The sequence below is a fragment of the Streptomyces olivaceus genome, assembly GCF_000721235.1.
Classification (GTDB): Bacteria; Actinomycetota; Actinomycetes; order Streptomycetales; family Streptomycetaceae; genus Streptomyces; species Streptomyces olivaceus.
Genome location: NZ_JOFH01000048.1, coordinates 18,074 through 38,396 on the forward strand (window position 1 = coordinate 18,074; position 20,323 = coordinate 38,396).

General features: G+C 71.6%; 20 protein-coding genes, 1 other RNA gene and 1 pseudogene. 16 read left to right on the plus strand and 6 right to left on the minus strand.

From position 1 onward, the window contains the following. Positions 1 to 1,185 (plus strand): bifunctional RNase H/acid phosphatase, encoded by a 1,185-nt coding sequence (locus tag IG94_RS0134320; RefSeq protein ID WP_031046662.1) that lies wholly within the window; start codon positions 1 to 3, stop codon positions 1,183 to 1,185. Here IG94_RS0134320 and eda read toward each other — a convergent pair. The 4 genes from eda to IG94_RS0134340 form a co-directional block, all read right to left on the minus strand. Then, positions 1,160 to 1,819, minus strand: coding sequence for a bifunctional 4-hydroxy-2-oxoglutarate aldolase/2-dehydro-3-deoxy-phosphogluconate aldolase (gene eda / locus IG94_RS0134325; RefSeq protein ID WP_031046664.1), 660 nt, complete (start codon positions 1,817 to 1,819; stop codon positions 1,160 to 1,162). The two genes, IG94_RS0134320 and eda, sit on opposite strands and share 26 nt — an antisense overlap. A gap of 80 nt (positions 1,820 to 1,899) precedes the next feature. Further along, a complete protein-coding gene (gene yaaA / locus IG94_RS0134330) occupies positions 1,900 to 2,682 on the minus strand; it encodes a peroxide stress protein YaaA (protein ID WP_031046667.1) in 783 nt (260 codons plus the stop codon). A gap of 69 nt (positions 2,683 to 2,751) precedes the next feature. Next, on the minus strand, positions 2,752 to 3,348 hold the full coding sequence (locus IG94_RS0134335) for a hypothetical protein (protein WP_372458739.1): 597 nt from the start codon (positions 3,346 to 3,348) through the stop codon (positions 2,752 to 2,754). Between the two features lie 49 nt (positions 3,349 to 3,397). After that, on the minus strand, positions 3,398 to 4,189 hold the full coding sequence (locus IG94_RS0134340) for a MerR family transcriptional regulator (protein ID WP_052410999.1): 792 nt from the start codon (positions 4,187 to 4,189) through the stop codon (positions 3,398 to 3,400). Between the two features lie 169 nt (positions 4,190 to 4,358). Here IG94_RS0134340 and rnpB point away from each other — a divergent pair. Next, positions 4,359 to 4,762, plus strand: an RNA gene (gene rnpB, locus IG94_RS39835) — RNase P RNA component class A. Positions 4,763 to 4,836: 74 nt separating this feature from the next. On the opposite strand, the gene IG94_RS0134345 is transcribed toward rnpB, so the two are convergent. Both IG94_RS0134345 and IG94_RS0134350 read right to left on the minus strand, forming a co-directional pair. Beyond that, the gene (locus tag IG94_RS0134345; protein WP_052411000.1) at positions 4,837 to 5,841 is read right to left on the minus strand and encodes a pyridoxamine 5'-phosphate oxidase family protein; all 1,005 of its coding nucleotides are present in this window, start codon (positions 5,839 to 5,841) and stop codon (positions 4,837 to 4,839) included. Then, on the minus strand, positions 5,838 to 6,515 hold the full coding sequence (locus tag IG94_RS0134350; protein WP_031046680.1) for a hemerythrin domain-containing protein: 678 nt from the start codon (positions 6,513 to 6,515) through the stop codon (positions 5,838 to 5,840). The genes IG94_RS0134345 and IG94_RS0134350 overlap by 4 nt, the downstream gene beginning before the upstream one ends. A gap of 170 nt (positions 6,516 to 6,685) precedes the next feature. On the opposite strand from IG94_RS0134350, the gene IG94_RS0134355 reads away from it, so the two are divergent. The 14 genes and pseudogenes from IG94_RS0134355 to IG94_RS0134420 all read left to right on the plus strand — a co-directional run. After that, on the plus strand, positions 6,686 to 7,318 hold the full coding sequence (locus IG94_RS0134355) for a TetR/AcrR family transcriptional regulator (RefSeq protein WP_031046683.1): 633 nt from the start codon (positions 6,686 to 6,688) through the stop codon (positions 7,316 to 7,318). Positions 7,319 to 7,586: 268 nt separating this feature from the next. Beyond that, a complete protein-coding gene (locus IG94_RS0134360) occupies positions 7,587 to 9,221 on the plus strand; it encodes an NAD(P)/FAD-dependent oxidoreductase (protein ID WP_078892537.1) in 1,635 nt (544 codons plus the stop codon). Next, complete coding sequence (locus IG94_RS39830; RefSeq protein WP_052411002.1) at positions 9,214 to 10,020, plus strand: hypothetical protein; 807 nt, start codon at positions 9,214 to 9,216, stop codon at positions 10,018 to 10,020. The genes IG94_RS0134360 and IG94_RS39830 overlap by 8 nt, the downstream gene beginning before the upstream one ends. Continuing rightward, entirely contained in the window at positions 10,017 to 10,559 is a 543-nt protein-coding gene (locus tag IG94_RS0134370; protein ID WP_063763429.1) for a hypothetical protein, read from the plus strand. Before IG94_RS39830 ends, IG94_RS0134370 begins: the two co-directional genes overlap by 4 nt. A 116-nt stretch (positions 10,560 to 10,675) precedes the next feature. Further along, positions 10,676 to 11,869: a molybdopterin-dependent oxidoreductase gene (locus IG94_RS0134375; RefSeq protein WP_031046690.1), complete on the plus strand. Its 1,194-nt coding sequence runs from the start codon at positions 10,676 to 10,678 to the stop codon at positions 11,867 to 11,869. Between the two features lie 11 nt (positions 11,870 to 11,880). Beyond that, the gene (locus tag IG94_RS0134380) at positions 11,881 to 12,291 is read left to right on the plus strand and encodes a hypothetical protein (protein WP_031046692.1); all 411 of its coding nucleotides are present in this window, start codon (positions 11,881 to 11,883) and stop codon (positions 12,289 to 12,291) included. Between the two features lie 124 nt (positions 12,292 to 12,415). Beyond that, positions 12,416 to 14,740 carry an AfsR/SARP family transcriptional regulator gene (locus IG94_RS0134385; RefSeq protein WP_052411003.1) on the plus strand — a complete coding sequence of 775 codons (2,325 nt, stop codon included), beginning with the start codon at positions 12,416 to 12,418 and terminating at the stop codon, positions 14,738 to 14,740. Between the two features lie 191 nt (positions 14,741 to 14,931). Then, positions 14,932 to 15,633: a flavodoxin family protein gene (locus IG94_RS0134390; protein ID WP_031046697.1), complete on the plus strand. Its 702-nt coding sequence runs from the start codon at positions 14,932 to 14,934 to the stop codon at positions 15,631 to 15,633. A gap of 54 nt (positions 15,634 to 15,687) precedes the next feature. Further along, positions 15,688 to 16,563, plus strand: coding sequence for a hypothetical protein (locus IG94_RS0134395; protein WP_157852376.1), 876 nt, complete (start codon positions 15,688 to 15,690; stop codon positions 16,561 to 16,563). Positions 16,564 to 16,653: 90 nt separating this feature from the next. Next, positions 16,654 to 17,160 carry a DM13 domain-containing protein gene (locus IG94_RS0134400; protein ID WP_031046701.1) on the plus strand — a complete coding sequence of 169 codons (507 nt, stop codon included), beginning with the start codon at positions 16,654 to 16,656 and terminating at the stop codon, positions 17,158 to 17,160. A gap of 180 nt (positions 17,161 to 17,340) precedes the next feature. Then, positions 17,341 to 17,571, plus strand: coding sequence for an anti-sigma factor family protein (locus IG94_RS0134405; RefSeq protein ID WP_031046704.1), 231 nt, complete (start codon positions 17,341 to 17,343; stop codon positions 17,569 to 17,571). Between the two features lie 137 nt (positions 17,572 to 17,708). Continuing rightward, on the plus strand, positions 17,709 to 18,389 hold the full coding sequence (locus tag IG94_RS0134410; protein ID WP_051159619.1) for an RNA polymerase sigma factor: 681 nt from the start codon (positions 17,709 to 17,711) through the stop codon (positions 18,387 to 18,389). Beyond that, entirely contained in the window at positions 18,376 to 18,606 is a 231-nt protein-coding gene (locus tag IG94_RS0134415; protein ID WP_031046709.1) for an anti-sigma factor family protein, read from the plus strand. Before IG94_RS0134410 ends, IG94_RS0134415 begins: the two co-directional genes overlap by 14 nt. A 763-nt stretch (positions 18,607 to 19,369) precedes the next feature. Further along, positions 19,370 to 20,323: pseudogene (locus tag IG94_RS0134420) on the plus strand (helix-turn-helix transcriptional regulator); the annotation flags it as partial.

The following is a 20,323-nucleotide window of genomic DNA, read 5'->3' on the forward strand; positions in this document are numbered from 1 at the left end:
GTGGACGGCGCGCGAGGCCGGGCACGGGAGTACGTCGTCGAGGCCGACGGCGGGTCGCGGGGCAACCCGGGGCCCGCGGGCTACGGCGCGGTCGTGCTGGACGCGGCCACGGGGGAGACGCTGGTGGAGGCCGCCGAGTACCTCGGGGTCGTCACCAACAACGTGGCCGAGTACCGGGGCCTGCTGGCCGGTCTGCGCGCCGCGCGGGAACTGGACCCGGACGCCGGCGTGCACGTCCGGATGGACTCCAAGCTCGTCGTGGAGCAGATGTCGGGCCGCTGGAAGATCAAGCACCCCGACATGAAGCCGCTGGCGACCGAGGCGGCGCGCGTCTTCCCGCCCGGCCGTGTGACGTACGAGTGGATCCCCCGCGCGGAGAACAAGCACGCCGACCGCCTGGCCAACGAGGCGATGGACGCGGGCGCGCGCGGGGAGCAGTGGTCGCCGTCGGACTCGACGGCGGACCTGGACACCGCGACCGGCGCGGCCCCCACCGCCTCCGACGCCGACGTGCGGGCCGCGCAGACCGTGGCCTCGCCCGGCTGGGGACCGCCCGACATGGGTGCCCCCGCCACCTTCGTCCTCCTGCGGCACGGGGAGACGCCGCTGACCCCGCAGAAGCGGTTCTCCGGAAGCGGCGGCAGCGATCCGTCCCTGTCGCCCGTCGGCCGGGAGCAGGCCGAGAAGGTCGCCGCGAGCCTCGCCCGCCGCGGCACGGTCGAGGCGATCGTCGCCTCACCGCTGGCCCGTACCCGCGAGACCGCCGGCATCGTCGCCGCCCGCCTCGGCCTGGAGGTGGCGGTCGACGAGGGCCTGCGGGAGACCGACTTCGGCGCCTGGGAGGGGCTGACCTTCGGCGAGGTGCGCGAGCGGTACCCCGACGACCTGGACGCCTGGCTGGCCTCCCCGGACGCGGAACCGACCGGCGGCGGCGAGAGTTTCGCGGCGACCGGTGCCCGGATCGCCGCCACCCGCGACAGGCTCGTCGCGGCCCACGCGGGCCGCACGGTGCTGCTGGTCTCCCACGTGACGCCGATCAAGACGTTCCTGCGACTCGCGCTGGGCGCCCCGCCCGAGTCGCTGTTCCGCATGGAACTGTCGGCCGCCTCGCTGTCGGCGGTGGCGTACTACGCGGACGGCGGCGCCAGCGTCCGCCTGTTCAACGAGACGTCCCACCTGCGCTGAGCGCGGCCGCCTCGCGCGCCAGCGCCTCGACGCGCCCCCAGTCCCGCCCGGCCACCGCATCCTTCGGGAGCATCCAACTGCCCCCGACGCAGCCGACGTTGGGCAGCGCCAGATACTCCGGCGCCGAGGCCGGGCCGATCCCGCCGGTCGGGCAGAAGCGCGCCTGCGGCAGGGGCGCGGCGAGCGCCTTGAGATAGGCGGTGCCGCCCGCGGCCTCGGCCGGGAAGAACTTCATCTCCCGCACACCGCGCTCCAGCAGCGCCACGACCTCCGACGTGGTCGACACCCCCGGCAGGAACGGCACCCCGGACGCCCGCATCGCGTCCACCAGCCCGTCCGTCCAGCCCGGGCTGACCAGGAACCGGGCCCCGGCCGCGACGACCTCCCCGACCTGCTCCGCCGTGATCACCGTGCCCGCGCCGACCACCGCGCCCGGCACCTCGCCGGCGATGGCGCGGATCGCGTCGAGCGCCACCGGCGTCCGCAGCGTCACCTCGATCGCGGGCAGCCCGCCGGCGACGAGCGCCCGGGCCAGCGGCACGGCGTCGGCCAGTTCGTCGACGACGACGACCGGAACGACGGGCGCGAGATCCAGTACCGAGGCGGCGGGGGAGGAGGACGGCGGAGTACTCATGCCCTCATCGTGCCGAGGAAAGGCAGATACCGCAACGCCCGTTGCGCTCCGTGCAACACCTGTCCCCCGCCCGTCTCCCCTCAGTGCACCTCCGCCACCAGCACATCCAGCGACCAGGGCTTCCCCGCCCTCTCGGGCGCCTGCGCCTCCACCTCGTACCCCAGGTCCCGCAGCGCCTCCAGCAGCTCCGCCGGACCCTCGGGCGCGCTCCCGGACGACAGCAGGCTCCGCACGATCCGGCCCTTGGTCGCCTTGTTGAAGTGGCTGACCACCTTCCGGGTCGGCGCGTGCAGCACGCGCACCGTCGCCGTCCGCGAGGCGACCTCGCCCTTCGGCTTCCAGGCCGCCGCGTACGCCGCCGAACGCAGGTCGAGCACCAGCCCCGTACCGGCCGCCCGAGGCAGCACCTCGGCCATCGGCGCCCGCCAGTACGCGCCCAGCGCCCCGAGCCCCGGCAGCTTCACGCCCATGGAACACCGGTAGGACGGAATCCGGTCGGTCACCCGCACGGCACCCCACAACCCCGAGAACACCAGCAGCTCCGGGGCGGCCCGCTTCCGGGCGGCCGGGTCGAGCGAGGCGAGGTCCAGGGCGTCGTACAGCACGCCCGTGTAGATCTCGCCGGCCGGCCGCGCGCCCGCCGTCCGCAGCTCCACGTTCTTGGCGACCTCGCCGCGCAGTCCCTCGCTCAGTCCGAGCACCTCGCGCGCCTTCTCCGCGTCACCGGCGCACAGCTCGACCAGCTCGTCGAGGACGGCCTCCCGGGCGGGGGCCAGCCCCGGAAGGGAGAGCGACTCCGGCTTCAGCGGGGCACCCCGGCCGGACGAGGCCTTCCCCTCGGACGGCGGCAACAGGACAAGCACGCGTACTCCTTGCTGCTGGTGCGTGTTCACGGCGAACATCTCGGCTCTCGGCCCCATCTCGGCCCCAGGTCAGGGTACGGCGTGCCCGCGCCCCTCCCGTGCCCGCTCGACCGCCCGTACGAGACCACCGGCGTCGTCGGCGTGACAGCGCACCACCCGCACCTGGCGCCGGCGCCCGAAGAAGGTGAGGTACGTGACAGGCTCGGTGAGCTCGACGGTGACGGAGGTCTGCGCCCCCACGGCGAGATTCAGCTCACCGTCCACCGCCTCGTGCGTCGCGCGCATCTCACGCCGTACCGACCTGATCCGCTCCAGCGGTATCCGCACGTCGACGTGGACGGCCCGGCGGATCCGCAGGACGCCGGCTGCCGGATCCAGGACGTGCGGGCGGACCACGGAGGCGGCGTGCAGCCCGACGACGAAGACGACCGTGTACACGTCCAGCACCAGCACCACGTGGTGAACGGCCGGCCAGTCCCGCAGCAGCACGGCCATCCCCACCGACTCGACCACGCACACGAACGCGAGCCCGAACATCATCGCGCCCTGCCCCCGCGCGTACCCGAACCCGGCGGCACCGGCCGGCACCCCGTCGACCCGCCGGGCGGCCCAGAGCCACAGGCTGACCAGCAACCGCGCCTCGTGCCGCACGAGACGAGACGGCACGGAGACCACGGACCCCCGCCCTTCCGCACCCCTGTCCACTGCCCTCTCCCTATCCACCGTCCCCTCCTTGTCCACTGCCCCCTCCTTTCCTCTGCCGGGCCACGATCCCCATGGCCCGCCGGATCGCCTCCGCCTGCCCCGGTGCGAAGTCGGCGTACATGGCGCGCAGCACCCCGTGGTCGGCGTCGAGGTCGATGTCCTCGGCGGGCAGCAGCTCCACGGGCAGGCAGTCGGCGAGCGCCTGCGCCGCCCCGGCCACCCGCGGGTCGTCGGCCCCGGCGCCGGCCAGCTCGTCCAGCAGGGCATACGCCCGATGTGCCCGCGCCACCGCACCCGGGGCGCCGAGAGCGCCGCGCAACGCGGCCAGCAGACCGGCCCGGGCCTCCGGCGCCACGGTGTTCTCCAGCATCGCGAGCATCTCCCGGTCCCGTACGGCCATGGGGGAGCCGGAGACGTCCCCCATCCCGGCGAACAACTCGGCCAGCTCCGGCGAGACCGGCCCCTCGGGAGGCAGCCCGCCCTCCGCCTCAAGGAGCGCCCGCAACCGCTCCCGGCGCTCCCGGATCGCCGCCTCCTGCCGCGCGAGATCCGCGTCCAGCTCCTCCAGCACCTCGGCCAGGTCCTTCCCGGCCTCGTCCGCCAGCACGTCCCGCACCTCGGCAAGGCCGAGCCCCAGCTCCGTCAGCCGCCTGATCCTGGCCAGCACGACGACGTGCCGCAGGGTGTACGCGCGGTATCCGTTGGCCAGCCGCTCGGGTTCGGGCAGCAGCCCCTGATGGTGGTAGTGCCGCACGGTCCGCGTGGTGACGCCGACGGCACCGGCGAGTTCTCCGATCCGCATGACCCCAGTAGAAACGTTGACGTTGCGACAGGGTCAAGCACCGCACCCGCCCCCTGGGCAAGTCGCTCGCCCTCCCCGCCCCCTTCTCCTTCGGCCTGGACACCGCCGACTTCCTCTGAGCCGGTCCGGACGGCGTCCGCGGGCCCGGTACCATGGTCGACACGGCAGACGAGCCGGGCGGGCGGCCGCGTGGAGTCCCTTCAGGGGGCTTCCCGAGGAACGTCCGGGCTCCACAGGGCAGGGTGATGGCTAACGGCCACCCGGGGTGACCCGCGGGACAGTGCCACAGAAAACAGACCGCCCGGGACTCCGGTCCCGGGTAAGGGTGAAACGGTGGTGTAAGAGACCACCAGTGCCCAGGGCGACCTGGGCAGCTAGGTAAACCCCACCCGGAGCAAGGTCAAGAGGGGCGCCGTGAAAAGCGCTCTGCGCGGACGTTCGAGGGCTGCCCGCCCGAGTCCGCGGGTAGACCGCTGGAGACCGGTGGCAACGCCGGTCCTAGATGGATGGCCGTCGCCGGAAGGCCCGCGAGGACCTCCGGAACAGAACCCGGCGTACAGCCCGACTCGTCTGCCGCTGTCCCGGTGCCGCAGCAAACGGCTGTCGAGGTCGCCTCGAGATTCCCCTGGCCGGAGCGGTTCGGGTTCTCACCTGCCTTCCGACCGGCTCTCGGATCCTTGCGCCCGGTCGCGGGCGGCGAGTTCGCGCAGGCGCGCGGTTGTGCCGTCGCGCTGGGCGCGGCGCAGGCCGTGTTTGGCCAGCAGGCCGTTGGCAACGGTCGTGACCATCCTGTTCGGCGGCGCTGTCATGCCCGTCGATGTGTGCGGGGCGTAGAGGGCCCGTCCGTCCTCGACGGTCAGCCAGCCGGTGACGGTGCGCATGCTCACACCGACGCACTGCGGTTGGAAACTGTGGGCGAGGAACCCCGCCCGGCGTCCGCCCGGTGGCAGCAGCCCGGACGGTGCGGCGAGGCGCAGACCGGTCTCGTCGTGTCCGGTGACCGTCACCGGAAGGATGACGGGGTGGCCGTCAGCACCCTGATAAGCCAGCAGGCGATGCGGAAGGGCGGCGATCTGCCGGGCGAGTTTCGCGACGGGCGTCCGCGGGGCCGTGCCATTCTTCGACGGTTCCTGCTCGGCGGGATGCCGCGGCCAGGAGGCGCCCGTCACGGTTGCCTCTCCACTTGCCGAGAGATCGGGCCAGACGGCGATGCGATCCGGGTGGACGTCGACGAAGACCCGGTTCTGGTGGTACTCGCGCAGCAGCCAGTCCCATACGCCTCCGCGCCTGGTCCGTCCGAGGAACGGCTCGGAGGCGTCCATCAGCCCCGCCAGTCGCTGCGCCGAGGGCTGAAGGTCCACCTCTGCCCGGCCCTGGGCGAGGACGTAGTGGCTGTGGGCGGCGAACCCGTGCTCGCGGGTGTGGTAGGCGAGACAGACGCGCGGGTTGCGCAGGATGCGTTCCAGTTTCTTCGGGAAGCCCAGCGAGGTGGTGAAGCTGACCTCGTTGGCCGCCCGGTCCGCGAGCCCCACCGGTGAGACGCTGGTGACCACCGCGCCTCCGGCCGGGGTGAGGTAGGCGGCGGCGACGGTCAGGTCGCCCTTGAACGCCTCGTAAGCCGTGTCCGGCCACGGGAGCCGAGTGGGTGTCACGAGCCGTCGCCCCGCAGGACTCGCAGGTCGGCGGCGGCTTGGCTGCGCAGGGCGGGCAGCACCGACTTCACCGGGGGCGGCATGTTCGCGAGCATCGACTCCACCTCGGCCGGTGTGCCGGCTTCATCGAGGAATCCGATCATCAGATGTCCGGCCACCGGGGGCGTCTCGGCGATGACTCGCTGGGCGAACTCCTCCCACTGCGCGGACGTGACGTGCCGCAGAGCGGGGAGCAGTATCGGTTCCTCGTGGGCCAGATGGTCACGCACGCTGTCGCGCACCGCGACGGCCGCCTCGCGCAGGGCGTGCCGGCTGTCGCTGCTCGTGCTCTCGCCGCCAGGGTCTCCGCCGGGGTCTTCCGTGCGGGTCAGGTCGACGGAGGCGAGGCGGTCGAGCGCGCTGTCCAACTGGTCGTGTTCTTCGCTGAGTTCGTCGAGTGAGCGCTTCGTGTCCGGCGCCGCCGCCACGATGAGCGGCCACAGCCATGCGTCTTCGGTCTCGTGGTGGTGACGCAGGTTCGCCACGGTGAAGTCCCGTAGCTGCGCGAGTGCTTGACGCGGCACGGTGGATCGGCCGGCGGCGTCGACGAGCAGTCCGGTAGCCAGTCTGTGTGTCTCATGGGCGAGCCGCGTTTCCACGATGGCTTGCGAGTCGGACTCGGCTTGCATGGTCATGTGTGCGGAACCTTCGCGTAGGAGTGCACGGTCTTCCGGGCAGGCCCCGAGACCCTGAACCGCTCCGGCGGGTACGAGGGGAAGAGACTTCGGTTGCCCGTCCGGTCTCCATTTCAAGTTACATGCTCTGCAATGAAGTTATCCACTCTGGTGTCCGATAGGCTGCCGACATGCCCGAACGGACTCGGAGGTACCGCTCAGCACGGCGTGAGCAGAGCGCGGCTCAGACCCGACAGGACATCCTGGAGACCGCGCGCGACCTCTTCACCACGCATGGCTATGCGCAGGTGACCATGGGGCAGATCGCTCGCTCGGCGGGTGTCGCGACCAAGACGCTCTACGCGAGCGTGGGCACCAAGACGCAACTCCTGCACGCCCTCCTGGCCGTGGACGTGGCGGACTCGAAGACCACCGGGCTGCACGACGAGGTACTCCGCAGCAAAGACCTCGCCTCCGCGATCACCTGCCTGGCGCACGGAATCCGCGACAACACCGAACGCTTCGCCGCATCCATAGACCTGCTCGACTCCTCCATGGCCAGCGACGACAAGGCGCGCCAGGTCTGGGAGTACGTCGTCGCGCAGTACCGCCAAGCGCTGCGCGAAGTCGCGCAGCACCTGGTCGCCATCGGCGTGGTGGCTCCCCATCTCGACGTGGACGGCACGGCGGACCGCCTGTGGTTCTGCTTCGGGCTGTCGGCCTGGCGATCGCTGGTCGTCGACTGCGGCTGGAGCTATGACGACGCGGAGCGCCTGCTCGCCCGCCAGGCCGTGAACATGCTCGAAGACCCCGGCCCGGCATAGGCAGGGCGAGGGCCCTCGACGGCGATCCGTGCCCCGATGAGCCCGAAAGCGAAGTCTCGCCCCCCGAAGGCCGTTCCGCACCCGCTGTCTCCGGACGCGTCATGCTCCTGCTCCCTTCGCGGCTGAGTGAATGCTGTAACGCTCGGCGGGTGTGCTCGCACTGAACGCCTGACAACGGGCGTCGGAGCCCTCAGATCTCGCACGGTCCTGCCCTCCTCCCTCCTTCTTCCTTCCTCCGGCAGGACTCGTGCGGTTACCGGAGACACACATGCTTCTGCTCAGAAGACTCCTGTTCGGCGTCCTCGCCGGACTGCTCCCGGGTGCGATCGTGGCGGTCGTGGCCGAGCCACCGTGGACCGAGTGGGCCGTGCACGCGGTGGCGCTGGGAGCCGTGTTGGGGCTCCTCGTCGGTGGCCGGGGGCAGAGCTTCGGCTCGGCCTTCTCCGTCGGCCTGCTGACCGGTCTGCTCGACTGGGTGGTCTGGACCCTCAGCCTCCGCCCCGTGTGGGAGGGGCACCGGCCGTCCTGGACGATCGAGGAGGCCGTGTCGGGCTTCCCCGGACTCGTCGCCGCCGTGCTGTTCGGCGCGACCGCCGGGCTCATCTGCCACGCCCTCGCGCTCTGGCGCCCGCCCCGGCCGGCCCCGCGGCCGGCCAAGCCCCATGTCGTGGTCGTCGGTGGCGGGTTCGGGGGAGTGGGGGCCGCGCGCGAACTCGACCGACTGGTCGGCAGCGGCCTCGACGCCCACGTGACGCTGATCAGCGACTCGAACTCCCAGCTGTTCACCCCGCTGCTGGTCGGCGTCGCCTCCAGCACGGTGGAGGGCAGACACGTGACCGCTCCCGTGCGCGCCGGACTCGACCACGCCTCCTTCCTGCACGGGCGGGCCACCTCCATCGACACGCACACCCGCACCGTGCACGTCCTGGCCGGCCGGGAGCGTCCGCTGCGCGTACCGTACGACCAACTGGTCCTCGCCGTCGGCGCGGTGCCGCACTTCTTCGACCTCCCCGGCGTCGGCGAGCACGCCTTCCCCCTGAAGTCCGTCGAGGACGCCACCCGGCTGCGCGACCACGTGCTGGGCGCGCTGGAGAGCGCCGACCTGGAGCCGGACCCCGCCGAGCAGGCCAGGCTGCTGACGTTCGTGGTGGCGGGTGGCGGGTTCGCCGGGACGGAACTGGTCGCCGAACTCTTCGACCTCGTACACGACGTGCTCCACTTCTATCCGAGGCTGCACGGGCTGCGGCCCAGGTTCGTGATCGTGCACGCGGGCGACCGGCTGCTGCAGGAGCTGTCGCCGGCGCTCGGCCGCTACGCGCAGCGCAAACTCGACGGCCGCGGGGTCGAGTTCCGGCTCGGCGCACGCGTCAGCAAGGCCACCGCCGAGGACGTCACCCTCGACTCCGGCGAGACCCTCGCCACCCGCACCCTGGCCTGGACGGCCGGCAACCGGCCCCACCCGCTGGCGCGGCAGGTCATGACGCCGTCCCTCACCGTGGAGCCCACCCTCCAGGTCCCCGGCATCCCCGGCGTGTGGGCGCTGGGCGACTGCGCGCGAATCCCCGACCCGGCGGGCGGGACCTACCCGCCGACCGCCCAGCACGCGATCCGTGAGGGCAGGACGGCGGCCAGGAACATCGCCGCCGTCCTGGCCGGACGCCGCCCCGCCCCCTTCCGCTACGGCGGGCTCGGTGTGCTCGTGTCGTTGGGACACCGCACGGCAGCCGGTGAGGTCGGCGGCCGGCGCGTCTCCGGCTTCCTTGCCTGGATCCTGTGGCGCTCCGTCTACCTGAGCAAGCTGCCCGGCGCGGAGAAGAGACTGCGCGTGCTCGCCGACTGGACCCTCGACCTGGTCTTCCCCAGGGACATCGCCCTCTCGACCAAGGACGAACGCCATGCGTGACGCGGGATTCGGAGCACTCGCCGGCCTCGTGGGAGGGCTGGTCTTCGGCACGGTCATGGCGCGGATCGGGTTCCTGCCCACCGTCGCGGGGATCGTCAGAACCGACTCGCCCGCCGTGGGCCTCGCCGTCCACCTGCTGATCGCGGCGATCCTCGGAGGTGTCTTCGGCGTACTGGTCGCACGCCAACAAGAGCTGCTGTTCTGGGGGTTGGCGTACGGCGTCCTGTGGTGGTTCCTCGGACCGCTGACGCTGCTGCCGATCCTGCTGGGCGAGCCCGTGGCCTGGAACGTGGCCGCTGCTCGGGACCTCGTCCCTAGCCTGCTCGGCCACCTGGCCTACGGGGCCGCCACGGCCGCCGCCCTCGCCCTGCTCGCGCGCGAACAGCGGCGGCCCGGGCCGGGGTTGCTGGTGCGCGCGTCGCTGGCCGGGCTGCTCGCCTCGCCGCTGCTCGGCCTCGGCTGGAGCGGACCGGTCGTCGGCGTGCTGGCCGGGGCCTCGTACGCGGTCGTCTTCGGCGATCCCCGCGAGGGCAGCGGCCCCGCCCTGATCCGGGGCGCCGCCTTCGGGTTCGTGTGGTGGGTGCTCGCGGCCGCGACCCTCTCGCCGCTGCTCGACGGCCGCGGACTGGCATGGTCGGCGGCCGCGGTGCGTACCGCCGTGGCGGAGCTGCCCGCGTACGTACTGCTCGGTGCCGTCATGGCCCTGCTGATCTGCTGGCTGGGCGGTCTGTCGCGGGCGGTGTTCTCCGACGACGTACGCGACGCCCTGGAGCGGCGGCTGGCCGCCGGGGGCGGGTGATCTCCCTCTGGCACGGGGTCGCGGCCGGGCTGGCCGGTGGGGTGCTGTTCACCGGCGTCATGGTCACCGTGGGGTTCCTGCCGACCGTCGCGTCCCTCGTCGGCTCGGGCTCGGCGGCCGTGGGCCTCGTCCTCCACCTGCTGATCTCACAGGTCGTCGGCGTCACCTACGCGCTCTTCTTCCGCCGCCGCAGCTTCGACGCGGCCTCGGGGATCGGCTGGGGAGTGTCCTACGGCCTCCTCTGGTGGATTCTGGGCAACCTGACGCTGCTTCCCGTGCTGCTCGGCGCCGGGCCCCGGTGGAGCGCCGCCGCGCTGGCCGAGTCCTTCCCCTCGCTCGTCGGCCACCTCGCCTACGGCGCCGTCCTCGGCCTGGTGTACCAGCGGCTGGAGGCGCGAGTGTCCCCCTGGCACCTCACCCGCAGCCAGGCGGCCGCGGCCCGCGCGACCGCGCGCCGGGAACAGACGCTGAGCGCGGCACCCGCGCTGTGGAGCCTGGTCGCCTGCGTGGCCCTGCTCGTCCCCGTCCTGGTCGCCTAGAGATGTCCCATGTGCCTGAGCGCCCGCGCGGCGCACGCGTCCGGGCACGGCGCCGTCAGGCATTCGTAAGGCCGTGAAACCTGTGATTCCCCCTGCCGCTGAACTGGGATGAGACCATGCAATCGCGTATCCGACCCCCCTCCTTCTCCGGGCGTCTGCACGACGTCCGCACCGCCACCATCGTCGGGCGGCTGCTCGGGATCGCCGTGGCGATCTGCTTCCTCACCGGGCTCGTGAGCCACCTGCTGCAGGAGCCGCCGGGGTGGCTGATCGGGCATCTGCCCGCCCGACCCGTGTCGGGGTACCGCATCACGCAGGGGCTCCATGTGATCAGTGGGATCGCGGCTGTTCCGCTCCTGCTCGTGAAGCTGTGGACGGTGTATCCACGGTTGTTCGAGTGGCCTCCCGTGCGCGGTGTCGGACACGCCCTGGAGCGCCTGTCGATCGCGGTACTGGTCGCCGCGACCATCCTCGAACTGTTCATGGGCCTGCTGAACACGGTGCAGTGGTACCCCTGGCCCTTCTCCTTCCGGTCGGTGCACTACGCCCTGGGCTGGGTGATCATCGGGTCGCTCCTGGTGCACCTGGGCGTCAAGGCACCCCAGATAGCGGCCCATTGGCGCCGGCCCCGACAGGGCGCCGCACCGAAGGCCGCCGCACCACAGGGCGCCGCACCGCAGGGCGCGGCGACCGGAGCCGACGACGAACAGCTCGTCCGGGCCGACCGCCGGTCACTCCTGGTCGGCCTAGGCGTGGCGGTGGGCACCGTGACCGTCGTGACGGCGGGCCAGTCGGTGACCCCGCTGGCCAAACTGAACCTGCTGGCCCCGCGCCACCCCGACAACGGCGAACAGGGGCTGCCCGTCAACCGGACGGCGAGTGCCGCGGGCGTCGACCTGAAGGCGGTGCGGTCCTGGCGACTGAGCGTCGGTGGCCCCCAGGGCTACGAACTCACGCTCGACCAGTTGCGGGCTCTGCCGCAGCACAAGGCGACGCTGCCCATCGCCTGCGTGGAGGGCTGGTCGAAGTCGGCCCACTGGGAAGGGGTGCGGATCAAGGACCTGCTGGAGCGGGCCGGACTGCCCGACGGAGCGCGGCTGCGCGTCGTGTCGCTGCAGACCCGCGGCGGTTACCGCGTCACCGAGATGGACCGCACCTACACCCGCGACGACCTGACCCTGCTCGCGCTGCGGCTCAACGGCGAGGTCCTCTCGCCCGACCACGGCTATCCCGCCCGCATCATCGCCCCCAACCGCCCTGGTGTCCTGCAGACCAAGTGGGTCACCCGACTGGAAGTGATCCCCGGATGAGCCCGATCTCGATGACTCTCTCCCGTCTGCTGCTGGGGGCCCTGGGCGTCGCCGCGGCGGCGTTCGGCGTCGCCCACCTGCTCACCGAGACCCGTACGGGCACCGTCACACAGCTCGTGGTGTGGGCCGCCGGCGCGGTGGTGCTGCACGACGGGGTGCTGGTGCCGCTGGTGCTGGCCGCCGGACTGCTGCTGACCCGGGGACGGCTGCGCGGCGTGTGGCGGGCCGCCCTGCTGACGCTGGGGACGGTCACGCTGGTGGCGCTGCCCGCGCTCCTGCGCCCCGGCCGGCCGGCGAACCCGTCCGTGCTGCCGCTCGACTACCCGATGGGGCTGGCCGTCGTCGCGGCGGCCGTCGTGGCGGGCGCGGCCGTGGCGGCGGGGCGACGCCTGTGGCCGGCCCGCGGGGGACGGCAGCCGTGAGGGACTATGACGCCACCGGTTGGGGGCTTGGCGTACCGCGTCGGCAGCTCTGACGGCAGGGTGGTCGCGGACGCCCGGTCCCGGGCCGTTTGTAACGTTCGGCGTGCGAGCCGCACTGAGAGGCATGGACTACGACGACCTGCTCGTGCTGCCGCCCGTCGGCCACCTGCCCGGAACGGACGACGTGCCGGGCAGGGCATCGCCGGGGGTGCGTACCGCGAACCGGCGCGGACGTGCCCGCGCCCGCCTTGCGAAGACCTTGACCCGGCCGGGTTCCGCGGCCGATGGCCCGGTTTCTGCCGAAGGCCCGGCGAACACGCCGGGGGACGCCCCTGACGGTTCCGCGCGGGCACCCGACGAGGAGGGCCTGTGTTTCGCGCTGCTGGGGCCGGTCAGGGCGTGGCGCGGTGAACGCGAGCTGGATCTGGGGCCGCCGCAGCAACAGGCCGTGCTGGCGGCGTTGCTGCTGCGCCGCGGACGTCCCGCCACGGCCGCCGAGCTGATCGACGCCGTGTGGGGCGACCGCCCGCCGCGTGCGGCTGTGTCCATGCTGCGCACGTACGCGTCCCGGCTGCGCAAGGTCCTGGAACCCGTGCGTGCGGCCGGTGAGCCGCCGAAGGTGATCGTCACGGCCGCGGACGGATACCGTATCCGCGTCCCCGGACGCGCGGTGGACCTGGACCTGTTCGAGCAGCGGGTCGCCAAGGCGCGGAAGCTGCGGGGCGAGGGCCGGCTGTCCGCCGCCTCGGAGCTGCTGCACACCGCGCTCGACGTATGGGAGGGGACGCCGCTGGCCGGCCTCCCGGGGCCCCTGGCCCAGGACGAACGCTCCCGGCTGGCCGAGGTACGACTGAGCGTCCTGGAGGCCTCTCTCGACGCGGAGGTCGAGCTGGGGCGCCACGGTGAGTCGATCGCCGCACTCACCGCACTCCTGAGCAAGCACCCCCTGAGGGAGCGGCTGTGCCGGCTCCTCATGCTGGCGCTGTACCGCTCGGGGCGGCAGGCCGAGGCGCTGGCGGCCTACCGCGGCATGCGAAGCACCCTGGTGGCCGAGCTGGGCATCGAACCCGGCACGTCACTCAGGGACCTGCATGACCGCATGTTGGCGGCCGACCCCGCCCTGGTCCCGGCCGGACCTCCTGGGAAGGACGACGTCCAAGAAGCGTCCTTGCCGCCCGTGACCGGCGTACGGCCGGCGCAACTCCCCGCCGACCTCGCCACGTTCACCGGGCGCGAGACGGAACTCGCCCAGGCCGACGCGATGTTGACGAGCGGAGGGAAGACCGCTGCGGTCGTGATCGCTGCCTTCAGCGGCATGGCAGGCGTGGGCAAGACCACCCTGGCGGTGCACTGGGCCCACCGGGTCGCCCACCGCTACCCCGACGGACAGCTCTTCCTCGACTTGCGCGGGTTCGACCCGGCCGCCGCCGCCATGTCACCGGCGGAGGTGGTCCGTGTCTTCCTGGAAGCCCTCGGGGTCCCCGCCCGAAGCGTTCCCGACTCCCCGGACGCCCGGATCGCGCTCTACCGCACCCTGCTCGCGGATCGCCGGATGCTCATCCTGCTCGACAACGCCCGCAACAGCGAACAGGTCCGCCCCCTGCTGCCCGGCTCACCGGGATGCCTGGTCGTCGTCACCAGCCGTACCCAGCTCTTCGGCCTGGTGGCCGGCGCGGGGGCCCGTCCGGTGGCAGTGAACCCCCTGACACCTGCTGAGGCACACGCCTTCCTGACCCGGCGCCTGGGCGCCGGGCCGCCGACGGCGGAACCGCGGGCGACCGACGAGATCATCACGCGCTGCGGCCGACTGCCGCTGGCCCTCGCGCTGGTCGCCGCTCGTGCCGCGACCCGCCCCGGGCATCCGCTCGGCGCCGTCGCCAGGGAGCTGAGCGACAGCCGGGGCAGCCTCGACGCCTTCACCGTATGCGATCCCGCCACGGACCTGCGCGCCGTCTTCTCCTCCTCCTACGACCACGTGTCCCGGCCCGCCGCCCGGCTGTTCCACCTGCTCGGTCTGGTCCCCGGCCCGGACATCTCCGTCCACGCCGCGGCCGCCCTCGCGGGGCTCCCGCTGCGTGAGACCCGCACGCTGCTCACCGAACTCGTCCGCTCCCACCTGCTCGTAGAGCAGTCGCCGGGCCGCCACACCGTGCACGAACTGCTGCGGGTCCACGCCGCCGAACGTGTCCTCACGGAGGAACCGCGGCAGGAACGGGAACGCGCCGTGGAGCGGCTTCTGTGCTGGTACCTGCACACCGCCGATGCGGCCTGCCCCGACCTCGCCGAACGCGGATGCCGGACCCCTCTCGAGCCACCACCCCCTTCCTGCCATCCCCTGACGTTCACTACGCGGGACCAGGCCTTGCGATGGTGCGAGCAGGAGCGCCCCAACCTCGTCGCGGCGGCGCACCTGGCGGCCACCACGGCCCGGCCGTGCACGGTGCGGTGACCGGTCGCCGCACCGTGTGCCCCCTCCCGTCCGATCCCCGCGGCGCTCGGCTGTCGCCGTGCGGACCGTAGCTCGCCGTGCGTCGCCGTCGAACGGCGCCCCGGCCCGTGGCCGCGCCCACCGCCGAAGAAAAATCCGCCCGATTCCCGAGCCGCTTGTAACGTTCGGCGCCCGGGCCGCACTGAGGGGGTATGCGTTATGACGACCTGCGTGCGCTGTACCTCAACTGCACGCTGAAGAAGAGTCCCGAACTGAGCCACACCCAGGGCCTGATCGACCTGAGTTCTCGCATCATGGAGAAGCAGGGCGTCCAGGTGGAGCACGTGCGGCCGGTCGATCACGAGATCGCCACCGGTGTGTGGCCGGACATGACCGAGCACGGCTGGGAGCGCGACGCGTGGCCCGCCCTCTACCAGCAGGTGATGGCCGCCGACATCCTCGTCATCGGCGGGCCGATCTGGCTGGGGGACAACAGTTCCGTCGCCAAGATGGTCATCGAGCGGCTCTACGCCTGTTCGGGCCTGCTCAACGACGTCGGCCAGTACGCCTACTACGGGCGGGTCGGCGGCTGCCTGATCACCGGCAACGAGGACGGCGCCAAGCACTGCGCCATGAACGTCCTCTACAGCCTGCAGCACCTGGGGTACGCGATCCCGCCGCAGGCGGACGCGGGCTGGATCGGCGAGGCCGGACCCGGCCCGTCCTACCTCGACCCCGGCTCCAGCGGTCCCGCCAACGACTTCACCAACAGGAACACCACGTTCATGACCTGGAACCTGCTGCACATGGCCCGGCTGCTCAAGGACGCCGGCGGTGTTCCGGCCCACGGCAACCAGCGCTCGCAGTGGGACGCCGGATGCCGGTTCGACTTCGAGAACCCCGAGTACCGCTGAACCCCGAGTGCCGCTCCATTCCCGTACACACAACTCACTGACAAGAGGCCAGACATGACTGTCGGATCCGTGGAAACCGTTCCCACCTGCGCCTACCCGGGCTGCGAGATGCCCGCCGAGGCGCCCGCCCCCGGCGCGCAGGGGCCGGCGCCCCACTTCTGTCCGGACCCCGAGCACAACTCGCTCGGCGCGTTCCGCAAGATCCGTGCCAAGCGGCAGCAGCGCAAGGAGGACAAGCGCGTCGCGACCGAGGCCAAGAAGGCCGCGAAAAAGGCAGCCAAGGAAGGCCAGGCGCCGGCCGTGGAACAGCAGCCCTGGCCCGCCGCCTCCGCGGAGACGTCCGCCACCGGCACGACATCCGGTACGGAAACGGCGCCCCCGGCGTCCGAGCAGGACCCGGTGGCCGCGCAGGACACGGCGTCCGAGCAGGACGTGGACGGTGAGATGGCCGCGCTGATGGCCATGACGACGGCCGAGGGCGACCGCGCCGCTCAGTCGCGTGATGCGCTCGTCGCACTCATCGAGCAGCTTGTCACCGAACTTCCGGGCTACATCGAAGAGCTGGCAGTCATCACGGATTCCGCGGCCGCCGAGGCACGGATCGAGACGGTCACCCGCGCCTGCGCGCAGCGCATCCTGGCCGCCGAAGGACGGGCCGCCCTCGCCGAGGAGGCCGGCGACATGGCCGTGGCCGCGCTCGACGCCGCCCAGGAGAAGTTCACCGAGGAGACCACCGCGATCCGCGAGGAGACGGCCCGCCAGGTGGCTGACGCCGAGTTCGTCCGGGCCGAACTGGAGCGCTACCGCGAGCGCGTGAGCACGCTGGAAGTCCGCCTTGACGCCGTCCGCGACGAGGCCGACGAGCTGCGCCGCGAGCGGGCGGCACGCCCCACTGCCGACCAGGGACAGCCGCGCCCCGCCGGGCGGTAGACGCGAACCGTCCGCCGTCCGGCGCTTCCCGTGTCCCGCGCCCGCCGGACGGCGTTCCCGCGCGAAGACCCCACAGAGATGGAAACACTCATGGACCGAACCAAGCGTCCGATCCTCTGGACCACCGTCGCCGCCGTCGTCGTCCTGGCGGCGGTCGGGCTCTACCTCTTCCAGCCCTGGCGGCTGTTCACGTCGAACCGTGTGGACGAGGCCGCCCCCGTCGCCACCGACCAGCGGCGGGTGACAACCGAGCCGTTGGCCACCGGCAGCTTCGTCTCCCACGAACACGAGACCAGCGGGTCGGTGGAAGTCCAGCCGCTCACGGACGGAAAGGCCAACCTGCGCCTGACGGATCTGCGTACCTCCGACGGCCCGGCGCTGCACGTCTGGCTCAGCGACCAGCCGGTCGAGCAGGACGGCGGCGGCAACCTCGACGACGGCGACCACCTCGACCTCGGTGATCTCAAGGGCAACGAGGGCAACCAGAACTACGCGATACCGGCCGGCACCGACCTCGACAGGTTCTCCACGGTGACGATCTGGTGCGAGCGCTTCAGCGTGTCGTTCGGTGCGGCCGAGCTGCGGCAGAGCAGCTGACGCCGTAGGCCGCACGGTGCTGGCGTGGAGCAGGTGGCAGGAACACCTGCTCCACGGCTGTTCCCGATGCGGGCCGGATGTATGGTCCTGGCATCGTTCCGAAGGCCGTATACGGGCGTATCGCCGTATACGGGCGTATCCAGGGGGCGTGTTGGTCACGGAGGAGATCAGGCAGGTGCCATGAACTGTGGTGATTTCGTCGACTCGGTCACCGCCTTCCTCGACGGCGCAATGGACGAAGCGACCGAGCTTCGCTTCCTCACGCATCTGACGACGTGCGGCGACTGCGAGACCTGTTTCGACCAGTTCCGGCAGACGATCACGATCCTGGGTGAGCTGCCCGAAGAGCGCCTGGCCACGGCGGCCCGTAACCAACTACTGGGCGCCTTCGGCGCGTTGCGGCGGGACTGACGCTCTGGCTACAGTCAGCCGCGCCTGCCCGGCGCAGGTCATTACGGTGCCGTGACCGGACGCTTCGGTGTGCAGTTCGCCTCACCGGACTGGCCTAGGCTGGCACCCCCAATCTGCGGTCGGCAAGGGAGAGGTCAATGGCGGGCGCACACGAACTGCCGCCGGACGAGGTCCTGGTCCAGCGACTGCGCAGCGGTGACGAGGAGGCGTTCGCGCTGGTCCTGGACACCTGGTCGGGCGGCATGCTCCGGCTGGCCTCGTCCTTCGTCTCGACCAAGGCATCGGCCGAGGAGGCCGTCCAGGACACCTGGCTGGCGGTCATCAAGGGCATCGGCGACTTCGAGGGCCGTTCGTCCCTGAAGACCTGGGTGTACCGGATCCTGGTCCGCACCGCCAAGACCCGCGGTACGAAGGAGAGCAGGACGGTTCCCTTCACCAGCCTGCTGCCGGAGGAGGCCGAGGCGACGGTGGACGCCTCCCGCTTCCGGTCCCCCGGCGAGCGGTACGCCGGACACTGGGCCGTCGGTCAGGAACCGCGCCCGTGGCACCTGCCCGAGGATCACGTGCTGCGCGGCGAGGTACGCGAGCTGATAGCCGAGGCGCTCGACGACCTTCCGCCCCGCCTGCGCGCGGTACTCACCCTCCGGGACGTCGAAGGGTACGGCTCGCAGGAGGTGTGTTCCCTGCTGGAGATATCGCCCGGCAACCAACGCGTCCTCCTCCATCGTGCCAGGGCGATGCTGCGCAGTAGGCTGGACGCCTATGCGTCGAGTCCCGACGATGCCCACGCAGGGGGAGGCGAACGTGGACTGCGTTGACTTTGTGGAGCTGGTGACCGACTTCCTGGACGGCGCCATGCCTCAGGAACAGGAGCGGCGCTTCGTCGAGCACCTGGCGGAATGCTCCGGGTGCGAGCGCTACCTGGACCAGTACCGCCAGACGATCGCCACGACGGGGGAGCTGACCCCGGACCACATCTCGGACGACGCCAGGCAGCACCTGCTCGCCGCGTTCAAGGGCTGGCAGCGACAGTGATCCCCCGCACCCGGTAACACACTGGCCGCACCTCCAAGTGCGGCCGACCGACGCGGACAAGAACGGCGTCGCCTCCCCGGTATCGACAAGAAGGCCGCCGTCCGCCTGCTGGCCGACATCCCGCTCACGGTTCTGCACCTGCCCGCAACTGTCGCTGCCCGGCCTCCTCGTCCTGCCACAGCTTCTGTACTCGGCTCGATGAACTACGTCCTCGGAAGGGCGTCGGCGACGACGATGAGCGTCCTGATCCCGATGGCGCCGAGAAACTGGGTGAACCGGAAGGCGGTTCCGGCGCGTAGTGGAGGTGGGTCCGGAGCGCAAAGTCGTTACGGAACCGTACCGTCGCCTGCCTCGCCATAGGCGCCGCAATGCTCACGATTCCGCTCGTCGCTACCAGCTCTACTACCGAACGCCCAGGACAACGGGTACGACGAGGTGCGGTGCGACGGCTCGGGCGGACACACCTCGCGTCAGTCTGATGTCGGAAGAGGCGCCTTTTTGATCTGATCGAACATCGATTCTGTGGCATTGATGTCCGGTCTGAACCCATCGATTTCCTTATTCCTAAACCCTTGTTCCGCGTGGCATGTCGGTGCGCGCGACGCAGGAACAGCTCCATGAGAGACAGGGGATCGTGCATGATCGAGCGAGAGTCCGAGCTCGCTGAGTTGGCTGCAGCTTTTGCGGAGTCCGCCGCTGGGGGCGTGCGGGTTGTCGTGCTTCAGGGGGTTGTCGGAACCGGTAAGACTGCGTTGTTCTGGAGTTGGCCGAGCAGAGCACGGTGGTGATCGCCATCGACGACACGCAGTATCTCGACGCGTTCTCCCAGGACTGGCTGATCTATCTGCTCCGCCGAGCCGGGTGCGCTCGCCTTTTGGTTGTGTTTGGTTGGCGCGACGACGACATCGAGATGTCCCCGGACAACTCCCGCCTCCTGTGCGCCGAGCTCTACCAGCAGTCCTATCTGCGGCGGTTGCTGCTGGCCCCACTGTCGTCCAGCGGCGTCGCGCAGCTCATGGCCGGGCGACTTTCCGAGTCCGGTTCGACGGAGCTGGCCGCGCAGGCCCACCGGCTTACGGGTGGGAATCTGCTTCTGCTGCATGGGTTACTGGAGGACAGCCGGGCCGCCGCGGGTGGCGATGGTCCGCCGGCGGAGCTGTGCACCGGGCCGGAGTTCGAGCGGGCGGTGCAGTTGGTTCTGGCCCGCTGTGATCCGGCGACGTTGCGGGTTGCCGGTGCGGTCTCGGTCGTCGGTGAGCCGTCGGGGTTCGCGTATCTCGACCGGCTGGTCGGCGTCCCGTCGGACCGGGTCGCCGTCGCCATGCAGGTACTGACCCGCACGGGTCTGGTGGAGGCCGGCCGGATGCGGCACCCGGTCATGGCCCATGTCGTGCTCAACGCCTTCTCGGCTGCGGACCGTTCCGAGTTGAGCCGGCGTGCTGTGGATCTGCTCAGGGCGTGCGGTGCGGACTCGTTGACGATCGCGGAGCACTTCGTCGCCTCGGGCCGTCTCGACGACCCGTCGGCGGTGCTGAACCTGGTGGAGGGGGCGAAGCAGGCGCTGAAGGAGGGTCATGCGCGGCGGGCCACGGAGCTGCTGCGCCTGGCGTACCAGGTGGATACCGGCGGCCGGCGGCGGGTGGAGATCCTGGCTCTGCTGCTGCGGGCGGGGTGGCGGGAGGACCTGCGGGCCTCGGTCGGGCATCTGCCCGAGCTG

Coding starts and splice junctions, on each gene's coding strand:
- IG94_RS0134340 (WP_052410999.1), bottom strand. CDS start 4,189: ATGCGGATCGGAGAACTCGCCGGTGCCGTCGGCGTCACCACGCGGACC.
- IG94_RS0134400 (WP_031046701.1), top strand. CDS start 16,654: ATGGACCGAACCAAGCGTCCGATCCTCTGGACCACCGTCGCCGCCGTC.
- IG94_RS39830 (WP_052411002.1), top strand. CDS start 9,214: ATGCGTGACGCGGGATTCGGAGCACTCGCCGGCCTCGTGGGAGGGCTG.
- IG94_RS0134350 (WP_031046680.1), bottom strand. CDS start 6,515: ATGACCATGCAAGCCGAGTCCGACTCGCAAGCCATCGTGGAAACGCGG.
- IG94_RS0134390 (WP_031046697.1), top strand. CDS start 14,932: ATGCGTTATGACGACCTGCGTGCGCTGTACCTCAACTGCACGCTGAAG.
- IG94_RS0134380 (WP_031046692.1), top strand. CDS start 11,881: ATGACTCTCTCCCGTCTGCTGCTGGGGGCCCTGGGCGTCGCCGCGGCG.
- eda (WP_031046664.1), bottom strand. CDS start 1,819: ATGAGTACTCCGCCGTCCTCCTCCCCCGCCGCCTCGGTACTGGATCTC.
- IG94_RS0134395 (WP_157852376.1), top strand. CDS start 15,688: ATGACTGTCGGATCCGTGGAAACCGTTCCCACCTGCGCCTACCCGGGC.
- IG94_RS0134410 (WP_051159619.1), top strand. CDS start 17,709: ATGGCGGGCGCACACGAACTGCCGCCGGACGAGGTCCTGGTCCAGCGA.
- IG94_RS0134360 (WP_078892537.1), top strand. CDS start 7,587: ATGCTTCTGCTCAGAAGACTCCTGTTCGGCGTCCTCGCCGGACTGCTC.
- IG94_RS0134405 (WP_031046704.1), top strand. CDS start 17,341: ATGAACTGTGGTGATTTCGTCGACTCGGTCACCGCCTTCCTCGACGGC.
- IG94_RS0134385 (WP_052411003.1), top strand. CDS start 12,416: ATGGACTACGACGACCTGCTCGTGCTGCCGCCCGTCGGCCACCTGCCC.
- IG94_RS0134355 (WP_031046683.1), top strand. CDS start 6,686: ATGCCCGAACGGACTCGGAGGTACCGCTCAGCACGGCGTGAGCAGAGC.
- IG94_RS0134375 (WP_031046690.1), top strand. CDS start 10,676: ATGCAATCGCGTATCCGACCCCCCTCCTTCTCCGGGCGTCTGCACGAC.